The organism is Sporomusa rhizae, assembly GCF_041428845.1.
Taxonomy (GTDB): Bacteria; Bacillota; Negativicutes; order Sporomusales; family Sporomusaceae; genus Sporomusa; species Sporomusa rhizae.
In genome coordinates, this window is the sequence record NZ_CP156925.1 from 4,995,251 (window position 1) to 5,016,018 (window position 20,768).

At 43.2% G+C, this 20,768-nt stretch carries 16 protein-coding genes and 1 other annotated feature; of the genes, 5 read left to right on the plus strand and 11 right to left on the minus strand.

Translation table 11 applies throughout. The annotated features are described in order from the left end of the window. Positions 1-96: 96 nt before the first annotated feature. On the minus strand, positions 97-597 hold the full coding sequence (locus tag SRRS_RS23400; protein WP_371369918.1) for a CehA/McbA family metallohydrolase: 501 nt from the start codon (positions 595-597) through the stop codon (positions 97-99). A gap of 380 nt (positions 598-977) precedes the next feature. Here SRRS_RS23400 and SRRS_RS23405 point away from each other — a divergent pair, with 380 nt between their 5' ends. Beyond that, positions 978-1,889, plus strand: coding sequence for a phosphotransferase (locus tag SRRS_RS23405; protein ID WP_371363819.1), 912 nt, complete (start codon positions 978-980; stop codon positions 1,887-1,889). Between the two features lie 105 nt (positions 1,890-1,994). Here SRRS_RS23405 and SRRS_RS23410 read toward each other — a convergent pair whose 3' ends face one another. Next, positions 1,995-2,900, minus strand: coding sequence for a LysR substrate-binding domain-containing protein (locus SRRS_RS23410; protein ID WP_371363820.1), 906 nt, complete (start codon positions 2,898-2,900; stop codon positions 1,995-1,997). A gap of 135 nt (positions 2,901-3,035) precedes the next feature. On the opposite strand from SRRS_RS23410, the gene SRRS_RS23415 reads away from it, so the two are divergent. Continuing rightward, positions 3,036-3,986 (plus strand): EamA family transporter, encoded by a 951-nt coding sequence (locus tag SRRS_RS23415; RefSeq protein WP_371363821.1) that lies wholly within the window; start codon positions 3,036-3,038, stop codon positions 3,984-3,986. 109 nt (positions 3,987-4,095) lie between these two features. Here the strand turns inward: SRRS_RS23415 and SRRS_RS23420 are convergent, their stop codons facing one another. Further along, positions 4,096-5,031, minus strand: a complete 936-nt coding sequence (locus SRRS_RS23420) for a DMT family transporter (RefSeq protein WP_371363822.1) — start codon at positions 5,029-5,031, stop codon at positions 4,096-4,098. A 737-nt stretch (positions 5,032-5,768) separates the two neighbouring features. Between SRRS_RS23420 and SRRS_RS23425 the strand changes: the two genes are divergently transcribed. From SRRS_RS23425 to trpB, 3 genes are all read left to right on the plus strand, one after another. Further along, positions 5,769-6,098, plus strand: coding sequence for a hypothetical protein (locus tag SRRS_RS23425; protein ID WP_371363823.1), 330 nt, complete (start codon positions 5,769-5,771; stop codon positions 6,096-6,098). 41 nt (positions 6,099-6,139) lie between these two features. Continuing rightward, positions 6,140-8,881 carry a cation-translocating P-type ATPase gene (locus SRRS_RS23430; protein WP_371363824.1) on the plus strand — a complete coding sequence of 914 codons (2,742 nt, stop codon included), beginning with the start codon at positions 6,140-6,142 and terminating at the stop codon, positions 8,879-8,881. Between the two features lie 131 nt (positions 8,882-9,012). After that, positions 9,013-9,386, plus strand: a binding site (T-box leader). Between the two features lie 50 nt (positions 9,387-9,436). Beyond that, on the plus strand, positions 9,437-10,618 hold the full coding sequence (gene trpB / locus SRRS_RS23435; RefSeq protein ID WP_371363825.1) for a tryptophan synthase subunit beta: 1,182 nt from the start codon (positions 9,437-9,439) through the stop codon (positions 10,616-10,618). A gap of 535 nt (positions 10,619-11,153) precedes the next feature. Here the strand turns inward: trpB and buk are convergent. From buk to mtnA, 8 genes are all read right to left on the minus strand, one after another. Beyond that, positions 11,154-12,221, minus strand: coding sequence for a butyrate kinase (buk, locus tag SRRS_RS23440; RefSeq protein ID WP_371363826.1), 1,068 nt, complete (start codon positions 12,219-12,221; stop codon positions 11,154-11,156). A gap of 39 nt (positions 12,222-12,260) precedes the next feature. Then, the gene (locus tag SRRS_RS23445; protein ID WP_371363827.1) at positions 12,261-12,830 is read right to left on the minus strand and encodes an indolepyruvate oxidoreductase subunit beta; all 570 of its coding nucleotides are present in this window, start codon (positions 12,828-12,830) and stop codon (positions 12,261-12,263) included. A 2-nt stretch (positions 12,831-12,832) separates the two neighbouring features. Further along, the gene (gene iorA, locus SRRS_RS23450; protein ID WP_371363828.1) at positions 12,833-14,614 is read right to left on the minus strand and encodes an indolepyruvate ferredoxin oxidoreductase subunit alpha; all 1,782 of its coding nucleotides are present in this window, start codon (positions 14,612-14,614) and stop codon (positions 12,833-12,835) included. 149 nt (positions 14,615-14,763) lie between these two features. After that, entirely contained in the window at positions 14,764-15,660 is an 897-nt protein-coding gene (locus SRRS_RS23455) for a phosphate acyltransferase (protein ID WP_371363829.1), read from the minus strand. Between the two features lie 253 nt (positions 15,661-15,913). Further along, a complete protein-coding gene (locus SRRS_RS23460) occupies positions 15,914-16,681 on the minus strand; it encodes an IclR family transcriptional regulator (protein WP_371363830.1) in 768 nt (255 codons plus the stop codon). A 250-nt stretch (positions 16,682-16,931) separates the two neighbouring features. After that, entirely contained in the window at positions 16,932-17,396 is a 465-nt protein-coding gene (locus SRRS_RS23465; protein ID WP_371363831.1) for a DUF3887 domain-containing protein, read from the minus strand. 136 nt (positions 17,397-17,532) lie between these two features. Continuing rightward, on the minus strand, positions 17,533-19,014 hold the full coding sequence (locus SRRS_RS23470) for an amidase family protein (RefSeq protein ID WP_371363832.1): 1,482 nt from the start codon (positions 19,012-19,014) through the stop codon (positions 17,533-17,535). A gap of 512 nt (positions 19,015-19,526) precedes the next feature. Continuing rightward, on the minus strand, positions 19,527-20,618 hold the full coding sequence (gene mtnA, locus SRRS_RS23475; RefSeq protein ID WP_371363833.1) for an S-methyl-5-thioribose-1-phosphate isomerase: 1,092 nt from the start codon (positions 20,616-20,618) through the stop codon (positions 19,527-19,529). Positions 20,619-20,768 lie beyond the last annotated feature (150 nt).

The window sequence follows — 20,768 nt, forward strand, 5'->3', positions numbered from 1 at the left end:
AACTCCAGTCTGACCCGGCTTTACAAATAGTTTTAAAGTAAAAAAAGATAACAGACAGGCAGACCCTATCTGTTATCTTTTTTTTATTTACTCAGTTTATTTAACGGTACCGGCAACATCAACCCATATAGGATTTGTAACAGCATAATGACCCTTGCTGTCTATCGCAACAAAACTATACCAAGAGTTCTTTGTCGGCTCGACAATTAATGTGTATTGGGCAGCATCTTGCGTATTATTGAACTCTTGTGAAGCAATAGCCTTTCCTTCACAGTAAACGTCAATACGTGCCAGACCATCAACCGCTTGAACTTCGGTATGTAACGTATACTTACCGCCTGCGGGTACTTTTTGTGTTGATCCAAACATTGTATTTGCTGCCGGGGTAAAGATTGGTCCCATTGTTACATAGGAATGACCATCCTTTATAGCTTTGAGATATTTTTCTGTGGTAACATTACCATCTACGTGCGCGTAGATTCGGATTATGCCTGGATATAGACCGGAAGTAGCCTCATGCTGGTCTGAACCGGCGCTCAAGTATTTCTTGATGCCTTTATTCCAATAAGCCCTTATAATATAGCTTGTACAATTTATTTTTTTGAAAAATCAGTATTAAAATTAGCATTATTATAGTAAGTAAAATTAAGATATTGTACTAAAACAATTCTTTGGGAAAATCGAGACTATTTTTAACGGCAAAAAAATAAGCATCCCTTGTTTTGCAAAAAAAAACGGAGATGCATTCAAAAAAATTATCCTGTTGTAGTCTAGGCGCCATCTGCACCAGCGCCACATAGCTGGATACATTTTTTAACCAAATCTATAGCTTCATTTATACCATTTCACTAAAAAAGTCCAATAAAAGGATAAACCGGCATATGGCCTCAATCCATTGATTTTATTAGCTTTTTTTGCTATAGTAAATTATCAAAATTCAAAAATCCAAGTAGATTACTTGGTGGAGTTATATGAACATGGAACAACTTGTACAAAATACACTGCGCCTCGTTTTTAATGATGAAAGCATTATCTTCGACAAATCCCGTTTTGCCGGTGGCCTTACCAACTACAACTACATAATGGATATAAAAGGCACTGAATATGTTATCAGACAGCCTGGCGGCATGACTGAACAGATTATTGATCGCAAAATAGAAAGGGTCAATAATACTATTGCTTCGGAATACGGCGTGAATTCTGATTGTATTTATTTTGATGAAACCACAGGAATCAAAATAAGCTTATATATCAAAAACAGTCAAAACCTTGCTTTTGCCGACCCTTGCTCCCCCAAAAATCTCAATGCAGTTTCCCATCTGATGAAGAAAATTCACTCCGCACCAAAACATTTCCCCAACCGTTTTGACTGGCAGGCAGAGCTGTCCAAATACGAGCAAATTATCAAACAGCTAAATGGCGACGTTTTCTTTGACTATCCAACCCGTAAAGAACAACTAGTCGATTTTGTCCAGAAAAATATAGAAAATACAATCCTGCTTCCCTGCCATAATGACACAGTTCCGGAAAATTTTATCATCGACGACACCGGCAGAACCTATCTGATTGACTGGGAATATTCCGGAATGAACGACCCCTGCTGGGACGTAGCCGCCTATATTCTCGAATCCAAACTCCCTGCCGAGGCCATCGACTATTTAATTCTAAACTACTTCGGCCAGCCGCTGACTGCCGGAGAAGAAGTGAAGATAAAAGGCTTTATAATGGCTCAGGATTTACTGTGGACAGCCTGGGCGCTGATCAGGCATTACAACGGTGATGACTTCCTGGACTACTGTCGTATCAGATATGAACGCTTTCAGAAGAATATTAAGGCAATGACTAAATCGCAAGCTTGTTCTATTGCCAGCATGGTAATGGCCAGCTAACATTGAGATTTGTAATTTAAGATTTTGTGAAGAAAACCGGACCATCCGTTAGTCGGATCGTCCGGTTTTTTATCTTTGACTGAGAAATGAGCCGTTCTAACTGCGTCAAAAGATTCCTTGCATCTTAGACTCTACTAAGTACATCAATTCAACTAATTGATTAATCATAGTAATGGACGGAACTTTAATCGGCTCCGGATACTTGGGCACTATTTTATAACACACTCTTGGCAGCGGTGGATCTGATAATTGCTGAACGATAAATTCATCCGGTTTGGCTAAAACGGCAGCAATTGATTTGGGCACAATCGCCCATTGCCGTTGATCCCACATAAGTGAAAATATCAATGCAGCTGAATCAATCTGCAAGGTTGAAGAACTATAAACTCCCCACCACCGTTCATGCCATATCTGGTATGACGGACCCCAATTAAAATAAAGTTGATGACGGCAATCCAATTCTGACGGCGCTACAAATTCTTGCTGATTCCTATCCTCGGTTTTACGCCGGACTAGCACCATTTCATCAACATAAAATGGCTGAGCGATTATGTTGGGCACCACTCTCTCCATTTTTACAAAACCCACATCAATTTCCCGGCGCTCCATACTTTCATAAGACTCCACCGTATGTTGCGTACGAATCTTCAAACGCAAGGCGGGATATTGCTGGCTTATCGCACGGTAAAGCGGCGGCAGTACATAAACATTTAGACTATCTGCCGCACCTATCGTGAGACTAATCTCGGGTCCCCTTGCCTGTAAAAACTCCACCTCTCTATTTAACAATCGCCAGCGCTCCGCCAAGGGAACAAAGCTTTCGCCAAAAGGTGTCAAGGTTATTGATTGAATTCCTTTCCGGCGCTCAATCAAAGTTGTGCCCATTTCTTTTTCCAGCATTTTTAGCCGGTAACTTACGGCCGACTGCGTCAAATGCAATATTTCAGCCGCCTTCGTTAAATTTTGAGTTTGAACAATCGCCAGAAATGCCTCAATACCCATAAAATCCATATACATCACCGCTCACAATATAAAAGTTTTAAATATTAATTCCCAAATTTATTTGTTTTACTTCCACTTTTTTATATATTAAACTTATCATAAAAAAGTATAATTACCAAGTATTTACTGGGAAGGGGCTAAACTATGACAAGCTTTGCACTTTCATTAATAATAGTAGCCGCGTTCTGTCACGCAGGCTGGAACCTTTTGGCCAAAAAGGCCTGCGGCGGCACTGCTTTCATCTGGATATTCGCCAGTCTTTCCGCAATACTGTATTTTCCACTGGCTTTGTGGATATTGCTGATCGAACAACCGGTCATCGGTTCCTATCAGCTTTGGCTAATCATGGGCAGTGCAGTATTGCACTCCATATATTTCATTTTATTGGACAAAGGATATCGTTTCGGCGACCTGTCGGTAATATATCCGCTTGCCAGAGGTACCGGCCCTTTACTTTCCATATTGACAGCCATCTTCTTACTGGGAGAGCACCCTACCCCCATCGCTTTAATCGGGGCATTATTCATCGGGATAGGTATTGTTGTTATCACCGGCAATCCTTTTAGCAGTAAAGAAAACACGGCTTGCGCCGAGCCTTTGGCGAAAGCGAAAGCCGATGTTGCCCTTATCCAGGCGGAAAGTTATACTTTCCTACAGGATAAAAAATCCGGCGCTCGCAAATCAATACTATACGCTCTGCTCTGCGGCAGTGCGATTGCCAGCTACACCGTCGTCGATAAAGTTGCCGTAAGCACCTATTTGATTCCCCCATTGTTAATGGATTGGTCGACAAACTTAGGGAGAGTTATATTATTAACACCTTATTCATTAAAAAACTGGGATAAAGTCAAAGAACAATGGCTTACTCATAAAAAAGAAGCGCTGGGAGTTGCCATTTTCTCACCGCTGGCCTATATTCTCGTGTTAACAGCAATGGTATTCAGCCCGGTAAGCTATATAGCCCCAGCCCGGGAAATAAGCATTCTGATTGGTGCTATTGCCGGTGCTAAACTATTGTCAGAAAGTAATCTTACAGTTAGATTAGCCGGTGCCGGAACTATGCTGATTGGCCTTATCGCCCTGTCTGTTGGCTAAGGGTACAAAAATAAAGCAGAATAAATTAAAGTGGGGTTTTAACCCCACTTTAATTTATTCTGCTCAGACCGTCGACAAAAAGGACAAAGAATCCTCACCGCTTTTATGTTTAATTCTCCCGGTTACCCCGTGTTGGCTTTTTATATTCATTTTTATTGAATAAGCTTACTCTTAATTTAGAAAAATTAATTTCCATAATGAATGTACTTGAAATCATCATTATGGCACCTATGTACGCTATTTTTGTTAAAACTTCCCCCGCAAAAATATAAGCCACAAAACCGGCAAACACAGGTTCCAACGCGAGGATCACCGCAACATGGTCGTCTGTTGTATATTGTAAAGCAATAGGCTGGAGAACCAGAGCCAGCCCTGTACAAAACAATGCTAAGAACAAAACTGTGAACCAAGCCTCCGGAACCGCAGGAACTGAAGGTTCTTCAAAAATAAAAGTTAAAATCAGACTGAGGGTACCTGTCACTAATAACTGATAAACACCTAATTGAAACGAATCAACTTCTTTTTTTACAACGGCGCCACCGGTCAAAACAATAGCCAGCCCATTGGCAAAACCAGTAAGAATACACAGCAGATCACCTAAAATATGGTGAAAATTTATTACAAGCCCATCCGTTAATGTTAGAAAAGCAAGGCCTACTACGCTTAATAAAACTACCAATAACAATTTATTTTCCGGCTTTTTCTTATAAATCATTGCAGACAAAAAAGGAGTAAAGACGACTGACAATCCCGGTAGAAAGCTGGCATTTGATAACGAAGTAAACATAATACCAATATTTGAAGATGCATACATCACAAAAAAGACCGATCCAATGAGACAACTGTGCATTATAGTCGACTTGGAAGGTTTCCCTAATCTTTTGAAAAAAATTGCTCCGATTATTAAAAAAGCCAAAATGAAGCGATAGGCATTTAATGTGAATGGACCCATGTATTTCAGACTGATATCGATAAAATAGAAAGAAAACCCCCATCCCAACGCCACCACTAAAAGTAGCAAATCATATTTTAGCTGTTTTTCCATATTAACCTCCATGTAACGCTAACGCTAGTGACTTAGATAGTAATGAAAATGTGCGCATGGAATCTACCGGCAAATATAGAGTTCTTGTCTACACAATCTATAACCGCTATTGCAAGAATAATACTCACCGCCATTTTCAATTTGCAAGTTTGATGCCAATAAAACAAATCTCAAACATCTATTGGTCTAATTCCAGCCAAATCCCTATCTAACCGGCTTCCTATGTTTCAGGGTATTCATTAAAATAGTTTAAGTTTAATTGGAATGAATTTGATTAGGGCAAAATTTTTAGGAACTAACTGCCAATTTTTTTAACATTAAGCAAATTTTTTTGCCCTATGTTAAAATTACATCGGACAAATTAGTACAGATTGCAGATAATACTCTTTTCAACAAATGGCTTGGTATGGATTCGTTTATTGCCGTTACTAACAACGACTCATTCTCGCAGCTATATTTTGCACTTGACAGCTATTATCAGGAAAGTTATAATAAATGCACAATTAAATGTTATTCCAAGGGGAGTAACCTTTACAGCAAAGTCGTCAGTGCGGTGCTCAGGCCCCGGCTTTGTTGGCAACATACTGTTGTTGGTAAGACCTTGCCTTTTTTAAAAGGCAAGGTCTTTTTATATATATAACAAAAAGAAAGGGTGATTCCGATTAACCTGCTGTCAGATGTTTGTAATATTGACAAATTTAACGTTATGAACAAAAGACTATCTAGGGGGGATATACTTGGACTGGGCAAAAATAACGGGCTACGTCGGCTTGCTGTGTATTATAGTTGCCGTCTTAGCCCAAATGATTGCCTCTGTAGCCCCCAATTATTATGAACTGGAACAGTCTGAAGCAATTGTTCGCTGGTCGATATATCTATGGGCTTACGCTGTCGTTGTAACCGGAATTTATCTCAAAAAGAAAACCGGGCAGTTTTTAGAATTACTCATCAGCTTGTTGGCGGGTGGGTTATGCCTGATTAACTGGCTTACGGTACCGGTAGCGCTGATTTATTTCTTTCGGGCATTTGCCAAACTCAATAAACAAAATGACAGCTTGCCATTTTAATTTTCTGCCCCTTACTTTCAAAATAGGGAGGTTAATTTGTAATGAAAAAACAATGGCACCAGTTGCCAGCATCAAGTGTAGTAACAGAACTTAACTCCGACTTAGAGCACGGTCTATCATCAGCCGAAGTTACCAGTCGTCTGTCGCAATATGGCTATAATGAATTACAGGAAAAACCCCGCGATCCGATGTGGAAAAAATTTATAAACCAATTTAAGGACTTTCTGGTGTTGATTCTTTTAGCTGCCAGTGTAGTATCTCTTGCCGTTGGTGAGCTTGCCGATTCCCTGGTGATTATCACTATCGTAATGCTCAACGCTGCATTAGGTGTATTTCAGGAGGCAAAAGCTGAAAAAGCTCTCGAGGCGTTGAAGAAGATGAGTGCGCCCACTTCCAAGGTTATCCGAGATAGTGTTGTTACGACTATCCCTTCCCGTGAATTAGTTCCCGGTGACATTATCCTGCTGGATGCCGGAGACTATATTCCTGCTGACGTACGAATCATCGATTCGTTTAACGTAAAGGTCCAGGAAGCTTCATTAACCGGTGAATCTGTACCGGTAGAAAAGTCTTCTGAGGCGCTTGAAGGTGAGCCGCCACTAGCGGACCGCCATAACTTGGGATTTATGAGCACCGTCATAACCTATGGCCGCGGTAAAGCAATCGTTGTTGGTACGGCCATGAATACCGAAATCGGTAAAATTGCAGAAATGCTCCAGACTGTGGAAGAGGAAAGCACGCCGCTGCAAAAGAAACTGGCAGAGTTCGGCAAAGGCCTTGGTATCGCCTGTTTAGCTGTCTGCGCCATAATTTTTGCGATCGGGCTATGGAAGGGGCAACAGGATGGCGCATTAGCCTTTAGCGAAGTTCAGTTGCTGCTGATGACTTCCATAAGCTTGGCGGTTGCCGCTATACCAGAAGGCTTGCCTACGGTTGTAACTATCGTACTGGCACTGGGTATGCAGCGAATGGCCAAGAAAAACTCTATCATGAAAAAGCTTCACGCGGTAGAAACATTAGGCAGTATTTCGGTAATATGCTCTGACAAAACCGGGACACTCACCCAAAATCAAATGACAGTGGTTAAAATGTTCACTCCGGCTAAAATGTTTACTGTAAGCGGCGAAGGCTACAACCCTGTCGGCCAAATCATGCGCGATGAACAACCGGTAGATTTGGTAAGAGAGCCGGATCTTGCCTTGCTGCTGCGTGGTTCTGTCTTATGCAATGATGCTCAACTAAAATCCTCCGACGCTGACAAGAACTGGTCGATTATCGGTGATCCAACAGAAGGAGCATTGGTTGTAGCCGGCTGCAAAGGCGGTTATAACCAGCCACAACTGACAGAGAAATTTCCCCGCTTGCAGGAAATTCCGTTTGATTCCGGCCGGAAAATGATGACCACGTTGCACAAATTTGACGGGCAGCTTCGCATCTTCACTAAAGGTGCCCCGGATGTCCTCTTAAGTCGTTGTACCGGAATTACCGCTGACGGAACGTCCCGTCCCTTAACCGAGAAGGATATTGCAGCCATTCAAGAGGCTAATAAACAAATGGCTTCTCACGCCTTGCGCGTGCTGGCTGTAGCCTACCGCGATCTTGACGTCCAGCCAGCTATGACCAATCCTGAAGAAGTGGAAAACCAACTAGTGTTCATTGGCCTCTTAGGAATGATTGACCCGCCGCGTATCGAAGTCAAAGATGCTGTTGAGGTGTGCAAAGGTGCTGGTATCCGGCCAGTGATGATAACTGGCGATCATCCTGATACGGCCTTTGCGATAGCTAAAGAACTCGGTATTGTCACAAATAGCACCCAAGTGCTTACAGGCAAAGAACTTGACGCTATGTCTGCTGACGAATTTAAAAAGGCTGTAGAAACTACCGGTGTCTTCGCCCGTGTATCACCGGAACACAAAGTAGCCATTGTCGAAAATCTGCGCGGCAATCACCATATTGTGGCTATGACGGGGGACGGTGTAAATGACGCACCTGCTTTGAAAAAAGCGGATATCGGCGTAGCTATGGGCATAACCGGAACCGATGTTACCAAAGAAACTGCCGATATGGTCGTATCGGACGATAATTTTGCTACCATCGTCACGGCGGTAGAAGAAGGCAGGGTTATTTATACCAATATTAAGAAATTTGTCTACTTCCTACTCTCCTGTAATGCTTCTGAAGTTCTGGTCATCTTCTTCGCTATTCTGTTTGGCTGGCCGATTCCGCTGCTGCCGATTCAGTTACTATGGGTTAACCTGGTAACTGATGCCTTCCCGGCTTTGGCTCTAGGTGTGGAAAAGAAAGAGCCTAATGTAATGCGGCTGAAGCCCCGAGACCCGGCCGAACCGCTAATGGATAAAACCTTAAAAATTATGATTGGCGTACAAAGTATAGCGATTGCCGCCACGGTATTAGGAGCTTTCCAATACGCCTTGGCTGCCTATAACGGCGACCTTGAAATTGCCCGGACCTTTGCTTTTGTTACCTTGATCACAACGCAGATTACCTGTGCCTACGCCGCTCGTTCCGAATACTATTCGGCTTTTGCCCTCGGCTTTTTTAGCAACAAGTTCTTAAACGGTGGTGTTGCCCTCTCTTTCGTGCTGTTACTGTTGTCTGTCTATGGTCCCTTGCATTTACTATTTAAAACCATTGAGCCCGGAATACATGAGTGGCCGTTTTTATTGGCAGTATCCGTTATTCCTTTCCTGGTTACAGAGTTTACAAAATGGCTGTTGCACGTGTCAGCCAAGCCGGTTCAGTCGTTTGAAGTAAAAGGATAGCAGATTGTTTGTAAGGACCTGACCCTAGCCTTTGTGGATTAGGGTCAGGTCTTTTATCCTGGCATTCCTTGACAAGGAAAACAATATTTAATATAATAATTTTAATATTTGTTTAAAAAAACATATTGCCTGTAACAGCTTTGACGAGGAAGAGTAGTCAGGAAATGAGTCTTACAGCGAGTCAGGGGTAGTGCAAGCCTGATAGATGCCAGCTTGATGAATGGGCCTCTGAGCCGCCAACCGAAAGTATAGTAGGCTTGGCCGGAACGTCTCACCGTTACCATGGAGACAGGATATCGGTTATTCCCGTATCTTAGAGCAGGTCGCAAGACCTAATAGGGTGGCACCATGGAAGTTAAATCTTTCATCCTTAACTGGATGAAGGATTTTTTTATTTTTCCGGTTGCATACCAACAAAGCTAAGGTATTGGAGTTCCTGTATCTAAGAGTGGGCGTTCATGCCCAATAAGGTGGTACCACGGAAAGTAAGCTTTTCGTCCTTTCGAGGATGAAAAGCTTTTTTATTTTAAATTATTTAAACGGAGGCGGAAAACTATGACAGTAAAAGATAACGGATTTTTCGGTGAGTTCGGTGGCCAATATGTACCGGAGAAACTAATGCCGGTATTAAATGAGCTGGCACAAACTTATAGCCAAGTCAAAGAAGACCCGGAGTTTCGGGAAGAATTTAATTTTTACCTGAAGTCTTATGTAGGTCGCCCGTCGATGCTATATTTCGCATCAAGACTGACTAAACACCTGGGCGGTGCCAAGGTGTATTTAAAGCGTGAAGACCTCAATCATACCGGAGCCCACAAAATCAATAACGCAATTGGTCAAGCCCTGTTAGCCAAAAAAATGGGTAAAAAACGGATAATTGCTGAAACCGGTGCCGGGCAGCACGGAGTTGCAACTGCTACAGTTGCCGCTTTGTTTGGAATGGAATGCAAAGTGTTCATGGGCGCCGAAGATGTAGAGCGTCAGGCTTTAAACGTTTTTCGGATGAGAATGCTGGGCGCTGAAGTAATTTCCGTCGAAAGCGGTACTAAAACATTAAAAGATGCGGTTGACGAAGCTCTTACTTATTGGGTCGCCAATGCTAATGACACCTTTTATCTTCTCGGATCGGCAGTCGGCCCGCATCCTTACCCCACAATAGTGCGTGATTTCCAGGAATGTATCGGAAATGAAACTCGCAGTCAGATACTAGAACTGGAAGAACGCCTGCCTGATCATGTTATTGCTTGTGTTGGCGGCGGCAGTAATGCAATTGGGATGTTTAGCGCGTTTGTCAATGATGAGAGTGTAAAAATATATGGCGTAGAGGCAGCCGGCCGAGGCTTAGATACAAAGGATCATGCGGCAACACTAACGGTAGGGACTAAAGGCATCCTGCATGGCTTTAAAAGCTATGTTTTGCAGGATGAAAACAACGAAGTCCTGCCGGTATATTCAATATCCGCAGGACTTGATTACCCGGGAATCGGACCCGAACACGCCTACCTCAAAGACAGCGGCCGCGTCCAATATGTTGCAATTACCGACAAAGAGGCAATTGATGCTTTTTACCTGCTAAGCAGAACGGAAGGTATTATTCCGGCACTGGAAAGCTCACATGCGTTAGCGTATGCAGCTAAATTAGTGCCTAATTTACCAAAAGACCAAATTGTCGTTGTTAATTTGTCAGGCCGCGGGGATAAGGACGTAGAACAGGTTGCCGCGTTAACACTTGGCTGAAAACACTTAAAGAAATTACCTTACAAGAGGCCGCAGAAATTTCGTGTAAATAGGTATGAAAAATCTTCCTTAATGGCAAGAGTAGGAATTCTATTCAAGTCAAAAAGGAAGTTTTTTTATGTCATTAATTCCCAAAAGAAGTTATTATGTAATTTCTAAAAACCCATTAAATACTTCATTCTCATCCACTTCGAGACTATCCCAAAAACTGTGTAAACCTCCAAGTTGGTGTAAAATAGAAGCATCAACTTGGAGGTTTTAATTATGGCACGAAGAAAAATTACCCCCGAACGAAGGGAACAACGTAAAAAGTTGCTAGAATTGCTGCAGGGAGCCTTGTTTCAGAAGGGCTAGTGTTGTGTCTTTAGTATATATAACTTCTTTTCTTCTTTAAGCAAAAAACCTTTATCATACTGCAGCCTGCAATGAGATACTGAACCTAAAAAAGAACCGCCCGGCTATAGCAAGTACGCCATAGTTTGAGCGGTTCTTTTTCCGAACTCAGCATTAACAAACCCAAATTTAAGTGAAATTTTTACTCAACATACTGCCGGGCAATTTCTTCCCCTTTCAGTACTCTCAGCGTACCTAAGGCCAAAGACTCCATTTCGTTCTCACCAGCCATAATTTCTACCGGAGCAATAAAGTCTACCCGCTTTTTAATCAAAGCGGTCATCCGCTCCGAGTACGCAATGCCGCCGGTGATAATAATGGCATCAACTTTTCCTTCGAGAACTGTCGCTAGTTCGCCAATACCTTTGCTAACCTGATAAGCCATGGCCTCAAAGATCAGCTTGGCATTTTTGTCACCGTTTTCCAGCATTTTTTCTACTTGCCGTACATCAACAGTGTTAAGATAGGCTTTGATGCCGCCATTACCCCGCAATTTCTTATGCATAATGGCTTTGTCAAATTTTCCGGAATAGCAAAGATCGATAAGTTGCTTGCAAGGTACTCTGCCTGCCCGTTCCGGTGAAAAAGGACCTTCGTCGTCTGAGACGATATCGACCATTTGTCCTTTTTCATGGGCGCTCAGGGAAATCCCGCCGCCCAGGTGAGCAACAATAAAGTTCATGTCCGAGTAGGGCTTACCATACTTTTTGGCAACTTTAATGGCCATAGCGCGTGAATTTAGGGCATGACTTGTGCTTGTTCTAGGTATATCAGGCATGCCGGAAATACGGGCAATATCCCTAAGTTCATCTACGCGAACAGAATCGTAGATATATGCCGGTACATTAATACTGCGTGCTATCTCGTAGGCAATCAGCGCTCCAAGGTTGGAAGCGTGCTCCATAGCCGGATTATTTATCAGTCTATCCACCATCTGCTCATTCACTTGATACGCACCCGATTTTACAGGCGGTAACATGCCGCCTCTGCCAACAACAGCCGCACATTCTTTAACCTCAAAACCATTTTCTTTTAGACAAGAAAGTACTACATTCTTTCTCATTTCAAACTGGTCTTGCACTTTGCTGTATTTCTCAATTTCTTCGGCCGGATGATTGAGAGTGGTAACAAAAATTTCCTTTTCGTCTTCATATAGAGCAATTTTGGTCGAGGTTGATCCGGGATTTATTGCTAATATTTTAAACGACACTTTTCAGAGCCTCCCACTTTCGATGTTCACCCTTTATTCTTACACCAAACCCATGCCTACTTGCAACGCTTTCAAGTTCAACTCAGCAAATTGTTCTTTGACATTATCGCGAACAATCTTATCCCAATGTAAGGACTCCAGCCCCATCGATTTGATAGTAGCGCCCAGCAGTATAACATTCATTACCTTGGGATTGCCAAGCTCCGCTGCGTGCTTGGCCGCGTCGGCTACTGTTGTTTGCACCTTGCTGGATAATTCTTCTATGATGCCTTCTGGATAATCAAATTTGCCGGAAAGGATTGGCATTGAATTGATTTGATAGTTATTAACGATAACTTTGCCGTTAGGCTTCAAATATTTTAACCACCGCAACGCTTCCATTTTCTCAAAGGATACAAGGATATCTGCGCCGCCAACTTCGATAACCGGTGACTCAACTTTTTCACCATAGCGGACTTGGGAAGATACCGAACCGCCGCGTTGGGACATACCATGAATTTCACTCATCTTTACATCATAACCGGCTTCCATAAGTCCGGTTGTTAATAGCTTACTGGCAAGAATGGTACCTTGACCGCCGACCCCTACTAAAAGAATGCTTTTCACCATTGTTATGCTTCCTCCTTTTTAATGGCTTGTTTCGGACAAACTTGGAGGCATACTTCACAGCCTACGCAATCACCACTGATATTTGACTTCTTAGTAGTTTTATCAAAATGAACTGCCGGACAGCCGGTTTTGAGACACAATTTACAGCCGACGCATACTTCGGTATCAACAGAACAATGGGTTTTAAACACGCCTCTAAACTCTTCTTTATCCTGCTGGGATAATTTCTTTAACACACACGGCCATCTGGTAATAATAACCGACGGCGCATCCAGGCTTAATGCCCAGTCAAGCGCTTCGTTCATTGCGGCAAGATCATTCGGATTGACAGTTTTTACATTCTCGATACCGCAGGCTCTTACGAGCTTCTCAATGTCTACCGGAATTGTTTCCATGCCTTGCAAGGTATAACCGGAACCGGGGTTTTCCTGATGTCCTGTCATACCGGTGATCCGGTTATCAAGGATTACGGTAATGGTATTGCTGCGGTTATATGTTACGTCCAGCAGAGAGTTAACGCCGGTATGGAAGAATGTCGAATCACCCAGAACAGCTACAACCCGCATTGGCGAATCTTTCTGCATGCTGAAAACTTGCTGAGCACCGTGGCCGCAGCTAATGCTTGCCCCCATGCAGATATTGTAGTCCATTGCGTTGTAAGGTTCAGCAAAACCTAAAGTATAGCAGCCGATGTCGCCGGAAACCAGCACATTTTTCCGCTTGCCTAATTGATAGAAGAAACCTCTATGCGGACAGCCGGCACAAAGTGCAGGAGGTCTGGGAACTACTTTGTTTTCCGCATAAGCAATTGCCGGGTTCTCTTGACCAAAAACCGCCTTTCGGATAATATCAGAGGTCATCTCACCGTTATACGGGAACAGGTTTTTACCAAGACAGTCAAAGCCAAGAATTCTTACCTGTTCTTCAATATATGGGTCGTTTTCTTCGATAACATACAGTTTCTCAACCTTGCCGGCAAATTCCTTAATCTTTTCATCAGGCAGCGGATGAGTAAAACCAAGTTTTAGATAAGACACTGTATTGCCAAACACTTCTTTGGCATAGCTATAACAGGCGCCTGACGCAATTACGCCAACCTTAGTGTCATTCCACTCAATGAAATTCAAAGGGGTAGTATTGGAATACTGGCGTAGTTTGTGCAGTCTTTCTTCCACTTTTACCCTGAGGCCTCTGGCGTGTGCCGGCACGGTTAAATACTTTTTAACGTCTTTTACATACGGTTTAAACCCAACTTCCTGGCGTTCACCGCACTCTACGATTGCTTTGGCGTGGCAAACCCGGGTAGTCATCCGGATAATAACAGGAGTATCGAACTCTTCACTAACCTCGAATGCGGTTTTTACCATGTCCTTGCATTCCTGGCTGTCGGTTGGCTCAAGCATGGCGACTTTAGCAAATTTAGCATAGTTACGGTTATCCTGCTCGTTTTGTGAGGAGTGCTGGCCAGGTTCGTCAGCCGTAATTAAGACCATACCGGCATTAACACCCGTGTACGCATAGGTGAACAGCGGGTCTGCCGCCACATTAACACCTACATGCTTCATGGAAGCAATGGCTCTTGCCCCGGCAATCGACGCACCGATAACTGCCTCTAAAGCTACCTTTTCATTGGGTGCCCATTCTGCCAGGATATCTTGCTTGTAGGTCGCGATGTTTTCCAATATCTCGGTACTGGGTGTTCCCGGATAGGCCGAGGCATATTTTACACCTGCTTCGTACACGCCGCGAGCGATAGCCTCGTTACCGGTTAATAGTTTTTTCATTTAAAATCCTCCTAACATATATTTTGTTACATTACGCTGTTTCATTTGCCGTCTTTTGGCGTAAGACAGAATGGTACCAAGAGCTATTGAGAGATAGGCCGCTACCAGCACCCGGTATTCGGGCGGCAGCAAAAGGTTATGGTGTAACCTTATTGAGCTGCGAGACAGGCAAGAGCAATTGAATGCAGCTTGGCTTCGGCTTTGTCTGCTCTTGAAATCATAACAACAGGATGAGTAGCACCAAGAATAATCCCTGCTATTTTTATGTTAGCGTAAAATGCTATGGCTTTGCCAACGGCATTGCCTGTTTCAATATTAGGAATCAGGAATAAATCCACATCCCCGGATATTTTACTTTTAATTCCTTTATGTTCGGCAGCCTCCGGGTTTAAAGCTACGTCCATCGCAATTGGTCCTTCAACAATGGCAGGATAAGGCGGCTCACTTGCATAAAGATCAGCAATTGCTTTGGCATCCATTGTCGCGGATACTTTAGGATTCACTACCTCGCTAGCTGCTAAAACTGCGACTTTGGGTTCTTTAACGCCTAGCGCCTGCAGAGCCAGCAATCCGTTTGCCAAAATGTCCTTTTTCTCTTCCAGCGTTGGTGCGACGTTCATGCCGCCGTCTGTATGGAAAATCAGTTTTTTACTGCCCGGAACCTCAAATACGGCTAAATGGGAAAGCAGTCTTCCAGTGCGCAAGCCACACTCTTTATTCACGACTGCCCGTAAAAAGTCACTACTGTTAACAAGCCCCTTCATAAGGATTTGGGCTTCCCCCTCGCGGACTAACGTAACTGCTGTTAACGCCGCCTGCCGCATGTCAGGTTCATGAACGACTTTTGTATCTGCAGGTAACCCAACCTCCACCATTAACGGTCTTATAATATTCGCATCTCCTACGAGAATCGGCTGTACAAGACCTTGGTCATAAGCAGCTTTGACTGCACCTAGAGCTTCTTTATCCTGGGCAGCTGCTACGCTGATTGTCTTTCGGCCAAATTTTCTGGCCTTATCAAGCACTTCTTGGAAATTGCTAAGCATAGTAATCCTTCACCCCTATTTTTCTTATATTTTCAGCAACTTTCTCGTTGCACCAGCACTTTTGCTGCAAGCTAAAACAGATACCTCACAGCAATAACAACCCTCCTTATGTTCCGCATTATGAAACAACGTTTCATTTTTTTATAGTGATAACTACGTCCCCCTACTTTGCCCAACCCGTAGGAAAGACGCTAATAACCATGAGGTAAATGCAATCAGCTTTCTAATACTATATGTTCCGGCAAACTTGCTGCTAATAAAGTTGATAAGAAATTGCCTGCGCCGTTTTCTTTATCTCTTCAATAATTTCAGCGCGATTGGATCTTATTCTGCCAGCAGGACCGGAAATACTAATCGCTGCGATCAATTCCTGGTGTCTGCCTAATATCGGACTGCCGACACAGGAAAGCCCCTCTTCCAATTCCTCTTCATCAATTGCATACCCCCGTTTTCTTATTTCCGCCAGTTCTTCACGCAGGATATCCCAATCTACAATTGTCTTCTTCGTACAACGCGGTAATTCTACGTGTGCGAATTTTTCTAAAAACGATTGCGGGCTGTATGCCAAAAGACATTTGCCGGCACCGGAGCAATGGCACAGACCACTTGATCCCTCCGGCGGAGTTAAAGTAAGCAATTGCTGGCTCTGGACCTTTTCAATGATGATTTGCTTAGGCAGCGAACAGTCTACCATATCTAACACTGCCACATTGCATACTTCGTTAAACTTTTGTGACAATGCTTTGGCATGAGGAGCAGCCACTGTTTTAATTCGCATTTTATCGCTAATTACTTTGCCAAGGGAATATAGTTTAATTCCCAGCCAATACTTCCCGTTTTCCGTATTTTGCTTTATAAAGCCTCTGCTTTCCAGTGTTGAAAGCAGACGAAACACCGTGCTTTTGGGCAAAGAAACAGCGCGGGCAATCTCTGTCACTCCCATTTCCTTACCTTCGAGCTGTAGTGTAAATAATATATCAATCGCTCTATGCAGAGAGCTTACTGAGCCGTCACCAGCCATATTGCACCTTCTTTATCCAATAACTATTTGTTTCGTATTATGGAACAGTGTTTCGTTTTTACGGTAGACTGCTTTGTGTTTTTATACTGCACATCTTCTATGCAAAAACAAATAATCCTGCTGTTACCTAATGCTTTTTAAAATAAAAAGACGGTTCAGACTTCCCTCTTCGTCAAACGGCTAGAGAAATCCGAACTGTCTCCTCGTGTTATCCGCTATTTATGTTTATGTGCAGCCAAAAACTAGCCAATTACTTCCCGGCTTCTGTATTACCTGCTGCTGTCAGCGGCGTTAACCAGAATCCGGCAACAACTATTTTCCCATTGTCTTGGGTAAAAATACTACGAATCAACACAGAATCCTGTCCTTGCGAAAACTTGCCTTTATAGACTACAGTGATATAGTTTTCTCTAATTTCGATCCCAACGAACTCCATCGAAATGTACTTGCCAAACTTACTCTTTATAATAGCAGTCATTTCCCCAAACTTATTCACTGGAATGCTTTCTCGCATCTGCTGATTAAAGTCCCGGCTGAAATCGGTATAATTATCATTATTGAGTGCTGTAAGCATACTTTCCGTTTTTGTGTCGGCAAATCCCCTAATTTCTTCGCAATACTTCCAAGGCTTTTGGCTTTCCTGGTTTTGTATTTCTGCAAAACCAGTAGTCGTAAAACATAATAGGATGAGTAAAAATAAGCATATTTTTTTCATTAGTAATGCACCGCTTTCCTCTCTAGTTACTTTACTATAGAATAAGTTTCTAATACCATAATTCCCTTAAAAATGGTAAAAGCCCTGCACATCAATTTGATTGTACAGAGCTTTTTTCGTGTTCGTATTTCCAGGCTTAGAGCGCCGGTGTAGTGACAGGCGGTCGCCGAAATTTAGTAGCTTGTTCAAAGGCATAACCGATTTCGATTAAGATTGGTTCGCTCCAGGGTCTTCCCAGTATTTCGAGGCCAATTGGTACGCCTTCCGGAACCGAATCGGTCGGCTTAGAAAAACCAGATTGAACTACTAAGGAAGGAAAGCCTGCCACAGCACCGAGTACACCGTTACGCTCAATCTGAACTTCACCAATAGGCACAACAAGGCGCTTTTGGTGAGGGTAAACAAGCGCATCAAGGTTCTTATCGGCCATTAGTTTCATGACCTTGGTTTGCAAATTCATTCTGGCGATTAATCTGCCTTGATATTCAGGGCTCTTGGTGCTAAGGGTTTGCGCCTTCTTGATATTTTCTTCAATACCGGCGTGATATTTTCCGGAAGCAATAACATCCGCTAATGAAGAGATTTGGGTTTTAGAACTCTCAAGATACATGTTCAGATGATCCTTAAAATCATAAAGATGCACACTAACCTCTGATACCAGATAATTGGAGTCAATTGTCTCGTCAATATCAACTACAGCAGCGCCAAGCTCCTGCATGATCCCGATAGAGCGGTTTACCGAAGCGTTAACCTCTTGATGTTCTGCGCCCTTGCCGAAGAAGCTTCTTAGCACCCCAATGCGTTTACCCTTCATTCCACCCTTGTTGAGAAAGGCAGTGTAAGTTTCGGGTACGTGACCGACACACCAAGCAGTAGCCTCATCAGCGGAATCATAGCCGGCAATTGCGTCAAGCAGCTTTACCGTATCGGCAACTGTCCGGGCAAGAGGGCCGGCAGTGTCTTGGGTCAAGGAATAAGGAATGATCCCATCGCGGCTTACAAGTCCCAGGGTAGGCCTAAAACCAACTAAACTGCAGGCTGAAGCCGGTGACCGGACAGAGTTAATGGTATCTGTACCAATGCCAACCATACCAAAGTTGGCGGCAAGAGCAGCGCCGGTGCCGCCGCTTGAGCCACCGGGCGTACGGGTTAAATCATAGGGATTAAGAGTTTGACCTAAGAGCGAACTAGCTGTTTCACCCCAGATAGCAAACTCGTGTAGATTTACCTTTGCCAAAATAATGGCGCCGGCATCTATAATCTTCTTAGTGATAAAAGCATCATCTTCAGGCGTAAACCCTTCCAGCGAAAGCGAACCGGCCGTTGTCGGCATATCGCTGGTATCCACATTGTCTTTTAAAAGTACCGGGATACCATGCAGCGGGCCGGCAAAGCCGTTTTTCTGGAAGGCCTGATCTAATTTACCAGCGATTTCAAGCGCTGCCGGATTAATCGTAATTATCGAATTCAAGCGTGGACCTTGTTGGTCATAAGCCTCTATTCTTTTGAGATACATCTCAACCAATTCTCTGCAGGTCAGTTTACCTTGCAACATGGCTGCATGTACATCAGCAATGGTTGCTTCTTCAAGACAAAAATTCCGCATCGCTTCAGTCATCTAGTCGTCCTCCATTAGTTTATTTTTGTAATTCGCGTACGTAAACAGGCATCGCTATCTATAATAACAACTACTATTTTACCGTTTAATTCTTTCCTATTCTCCTCCTTATAAAGTAGACTTAGCTTCAGATGGGGTTTTAACCCTATCTGAAGGTTGTTAGTCGCCTTTATCCAGGGACTTAGCCGCTTTTAACTCCCATTTGTAGAAGATGGGAGTTTTAGAGCGGGTTAGTCACAGGATAAACCGAAATGAATTAATATTACTCATACCCATTTTTTCAATTTATAGACAATGAAGTCCTCTAGAATTATCTACATTTATATTAGAATAAAAATTATTCCTTTTGTGATAATTTCACAAGCCATAGCCATGTCCTGGCTAAAACAGCGGCAAAATGTAATAAATAATTACAAACTCCTGCCAGATTCCTTAAGAACTCCGGCAGGAGTTTTCCTCTAGTTATAAAGTGGAATTCGCAGCGTGGGATTTTAGCCCAAACTGGCGGTTAGTCATTTTTTTGCTGCATCCTTCTTGGCAAAAATTTCTGTAAGAGATTTATTATATGGAGGCTTCGCGATTCCGTACTCGGTAATAATCGCTGTTATAAAAGGGGCATCGGTAACGTCAAAAGCAGGATTGAAAACCTTCACGTCTGTCGGTGCCATCCGCGTTGCATACCATTTCTCCGTAACCTCTTCCGATTTTCTTTCTTCGATATGAATATCCTGGCCTGTCGCACAATTCATATCAATTGTCGAAGTAGGTGCACATACATAAAACGGTATGCCATAGTTTTTGGCAAGTATTGCGACACCCGAGGTACCTATCTTGTTGGCTGCGTCACCATTGGCCGCTACCCGGTCGCAGCCAACAAATACAGCTTGAACCCAACCATTTTTCATAACCATAGAAGCCATGTTATCGCATATCAGCGTAACATCAACACCGGCACTTTTAAGCTCATAAGCGGTAAGTCTCGCGCCTTGCAGCAGCGGTCTTGTTTCATCCGCAAACACCTTAAATTTGTAGCCCTTCTCATGACCAAGATAGATAGGAGCAAGCGCTGTGCCATATTTAGCCGTGGCAAGCTGACCGGCATTACAGTGAGTTAGTATGCCAATATTGGGTTCGATTAGTGTAAGGCCATACTCGCCAATAGATTTACATACCCATATATCTTCCGCTTTAATATCATCCGCTTCCTTGCGCAGAGCTGTCTTGATATCTGCTATAGACTTCTCCCTATTGCACTTTACACAGTCTTCCATTCTGTCAAGCGCCCAGAATAGATTTACTGCCGTTGGTCTGGAGGTGGCAAGATAGTCTTTAACTTTTTTGAACTCCGCGTAAAAGGCATCATAGTCTGCAGCTGCGGAATTTTTTATACCCAAATAGGCTCCATATGCCGCCGCAATGCCAATAGCTGGCGCCCCGCGGACTTGCAGTTCATAAATAGCTGTCCATATTTCGCCCTGCGATGTAAGCCTCAAATATTTGGTTTCACCCGGTAATAATGTCTGATCAATAATAATCAATTCACTATTGGTATCATCTAAAGCTACGGTTTCCATATCAAGTACTTTTTGGGGGTTCATTTCCATCGATACGCCTCCTAGATTCACGTGGATATTTGCCGCATTGACCAATTTATTTATATTAACACTTGATTCCCCATTTTTCAATAATTACCTCTAGTTTTGCGTTCTTTGCAGTTTGCTTTTTCTGTTTCCCCGGATTACTTTGCCCAATGT

Coding starts and splice junctions, on each gene's coding strand:
- SRRS_RS23405 (WP_371363819.1), top strand. CDS start 978: ATGGAACAACTTGTACAAAATACACTGCGCCTCGTTTTTAATGATGAA.
- SRRS_RS23410 (WP_371363820.1), bottom strand. CDS start 2,900: ATGGATTTTATGGGTATTGAGGCATTTCTGGCGATTGTTCAAACTCAA.
- SRRS_RS23415 (WP_371363821.1), top strand. CDS start 3,036: ATGACAAGCTTTGCACTTTCATTAATAATAGTAGCCGCGTTCTGTCAC.
- SRRS_RS23420 (WP_371363822.1), bottom strand. CDS start 5,031: ATGGAAAAACAGCTAAAATATGATTTGCTACTTTTAGTGGTGGCGTTG.
- SRRS_RS23430 (WP_371363824.1), top strand. CDS start 6,140: ATGAAAAAACAATGGCACCAGTTGCCAGCATCAAGTGTAGTAACAGAA.
- trpB (WP_371363825.1), top strand. CDS start 9,437: ATGACAGTAAAAGATAACGGATTTTTCGGTGAGTTCGGTGGCCAATAT.
- SRRS_RS23445 (WP_371363827.1), bottom strand. CDS start 12,830: ATGGTGAAAAGCATTCTTTTAGTAGGGGTCGGCGGTCAAGGTACCATT.
- iorA (WP_371363828.1), bottom strand. CDS start 14,614: ATGAAAAAACTATTAACCGGTAACGAGGCTATCGCTCGCGGCGTGTAC.
- SRRS_RS23455 (WP_371363829.1), bottom strand. CDS start 15,660: ATGCTTAGCAATTTCCAAGAAGTGCTTGATAAGGCCAGAAAATTTGGC.
- SRRS_RS23460 (WP_371363830.1), bottom strand. CDS start 16,681: ATGGCTGGTGACGGCTCAGTAAGCTCTCTGCATAGAGCGATTGATATA.
- SRRS_RS23465 (WP_371363831.1), bottom strand. CDS start 17,396: ATGAAAAAAATATGCTTATTTTTACTCATCCTATTATGTTTTACGACT.
- SRRS_RS23470 (WP_371363832.1), bottom strand. CDS start 19,014: ATGACTGAAGCGATGCGGAATTTTTGTCTTGAAGAAGCAACCATTGCT.
- mtnA (WP_371363833.1), bottom strand. CDS start 20,618: ATGGAAATGAACCCCCAAAAAGTACTTGATATGGAAACCGTAGCTTTA.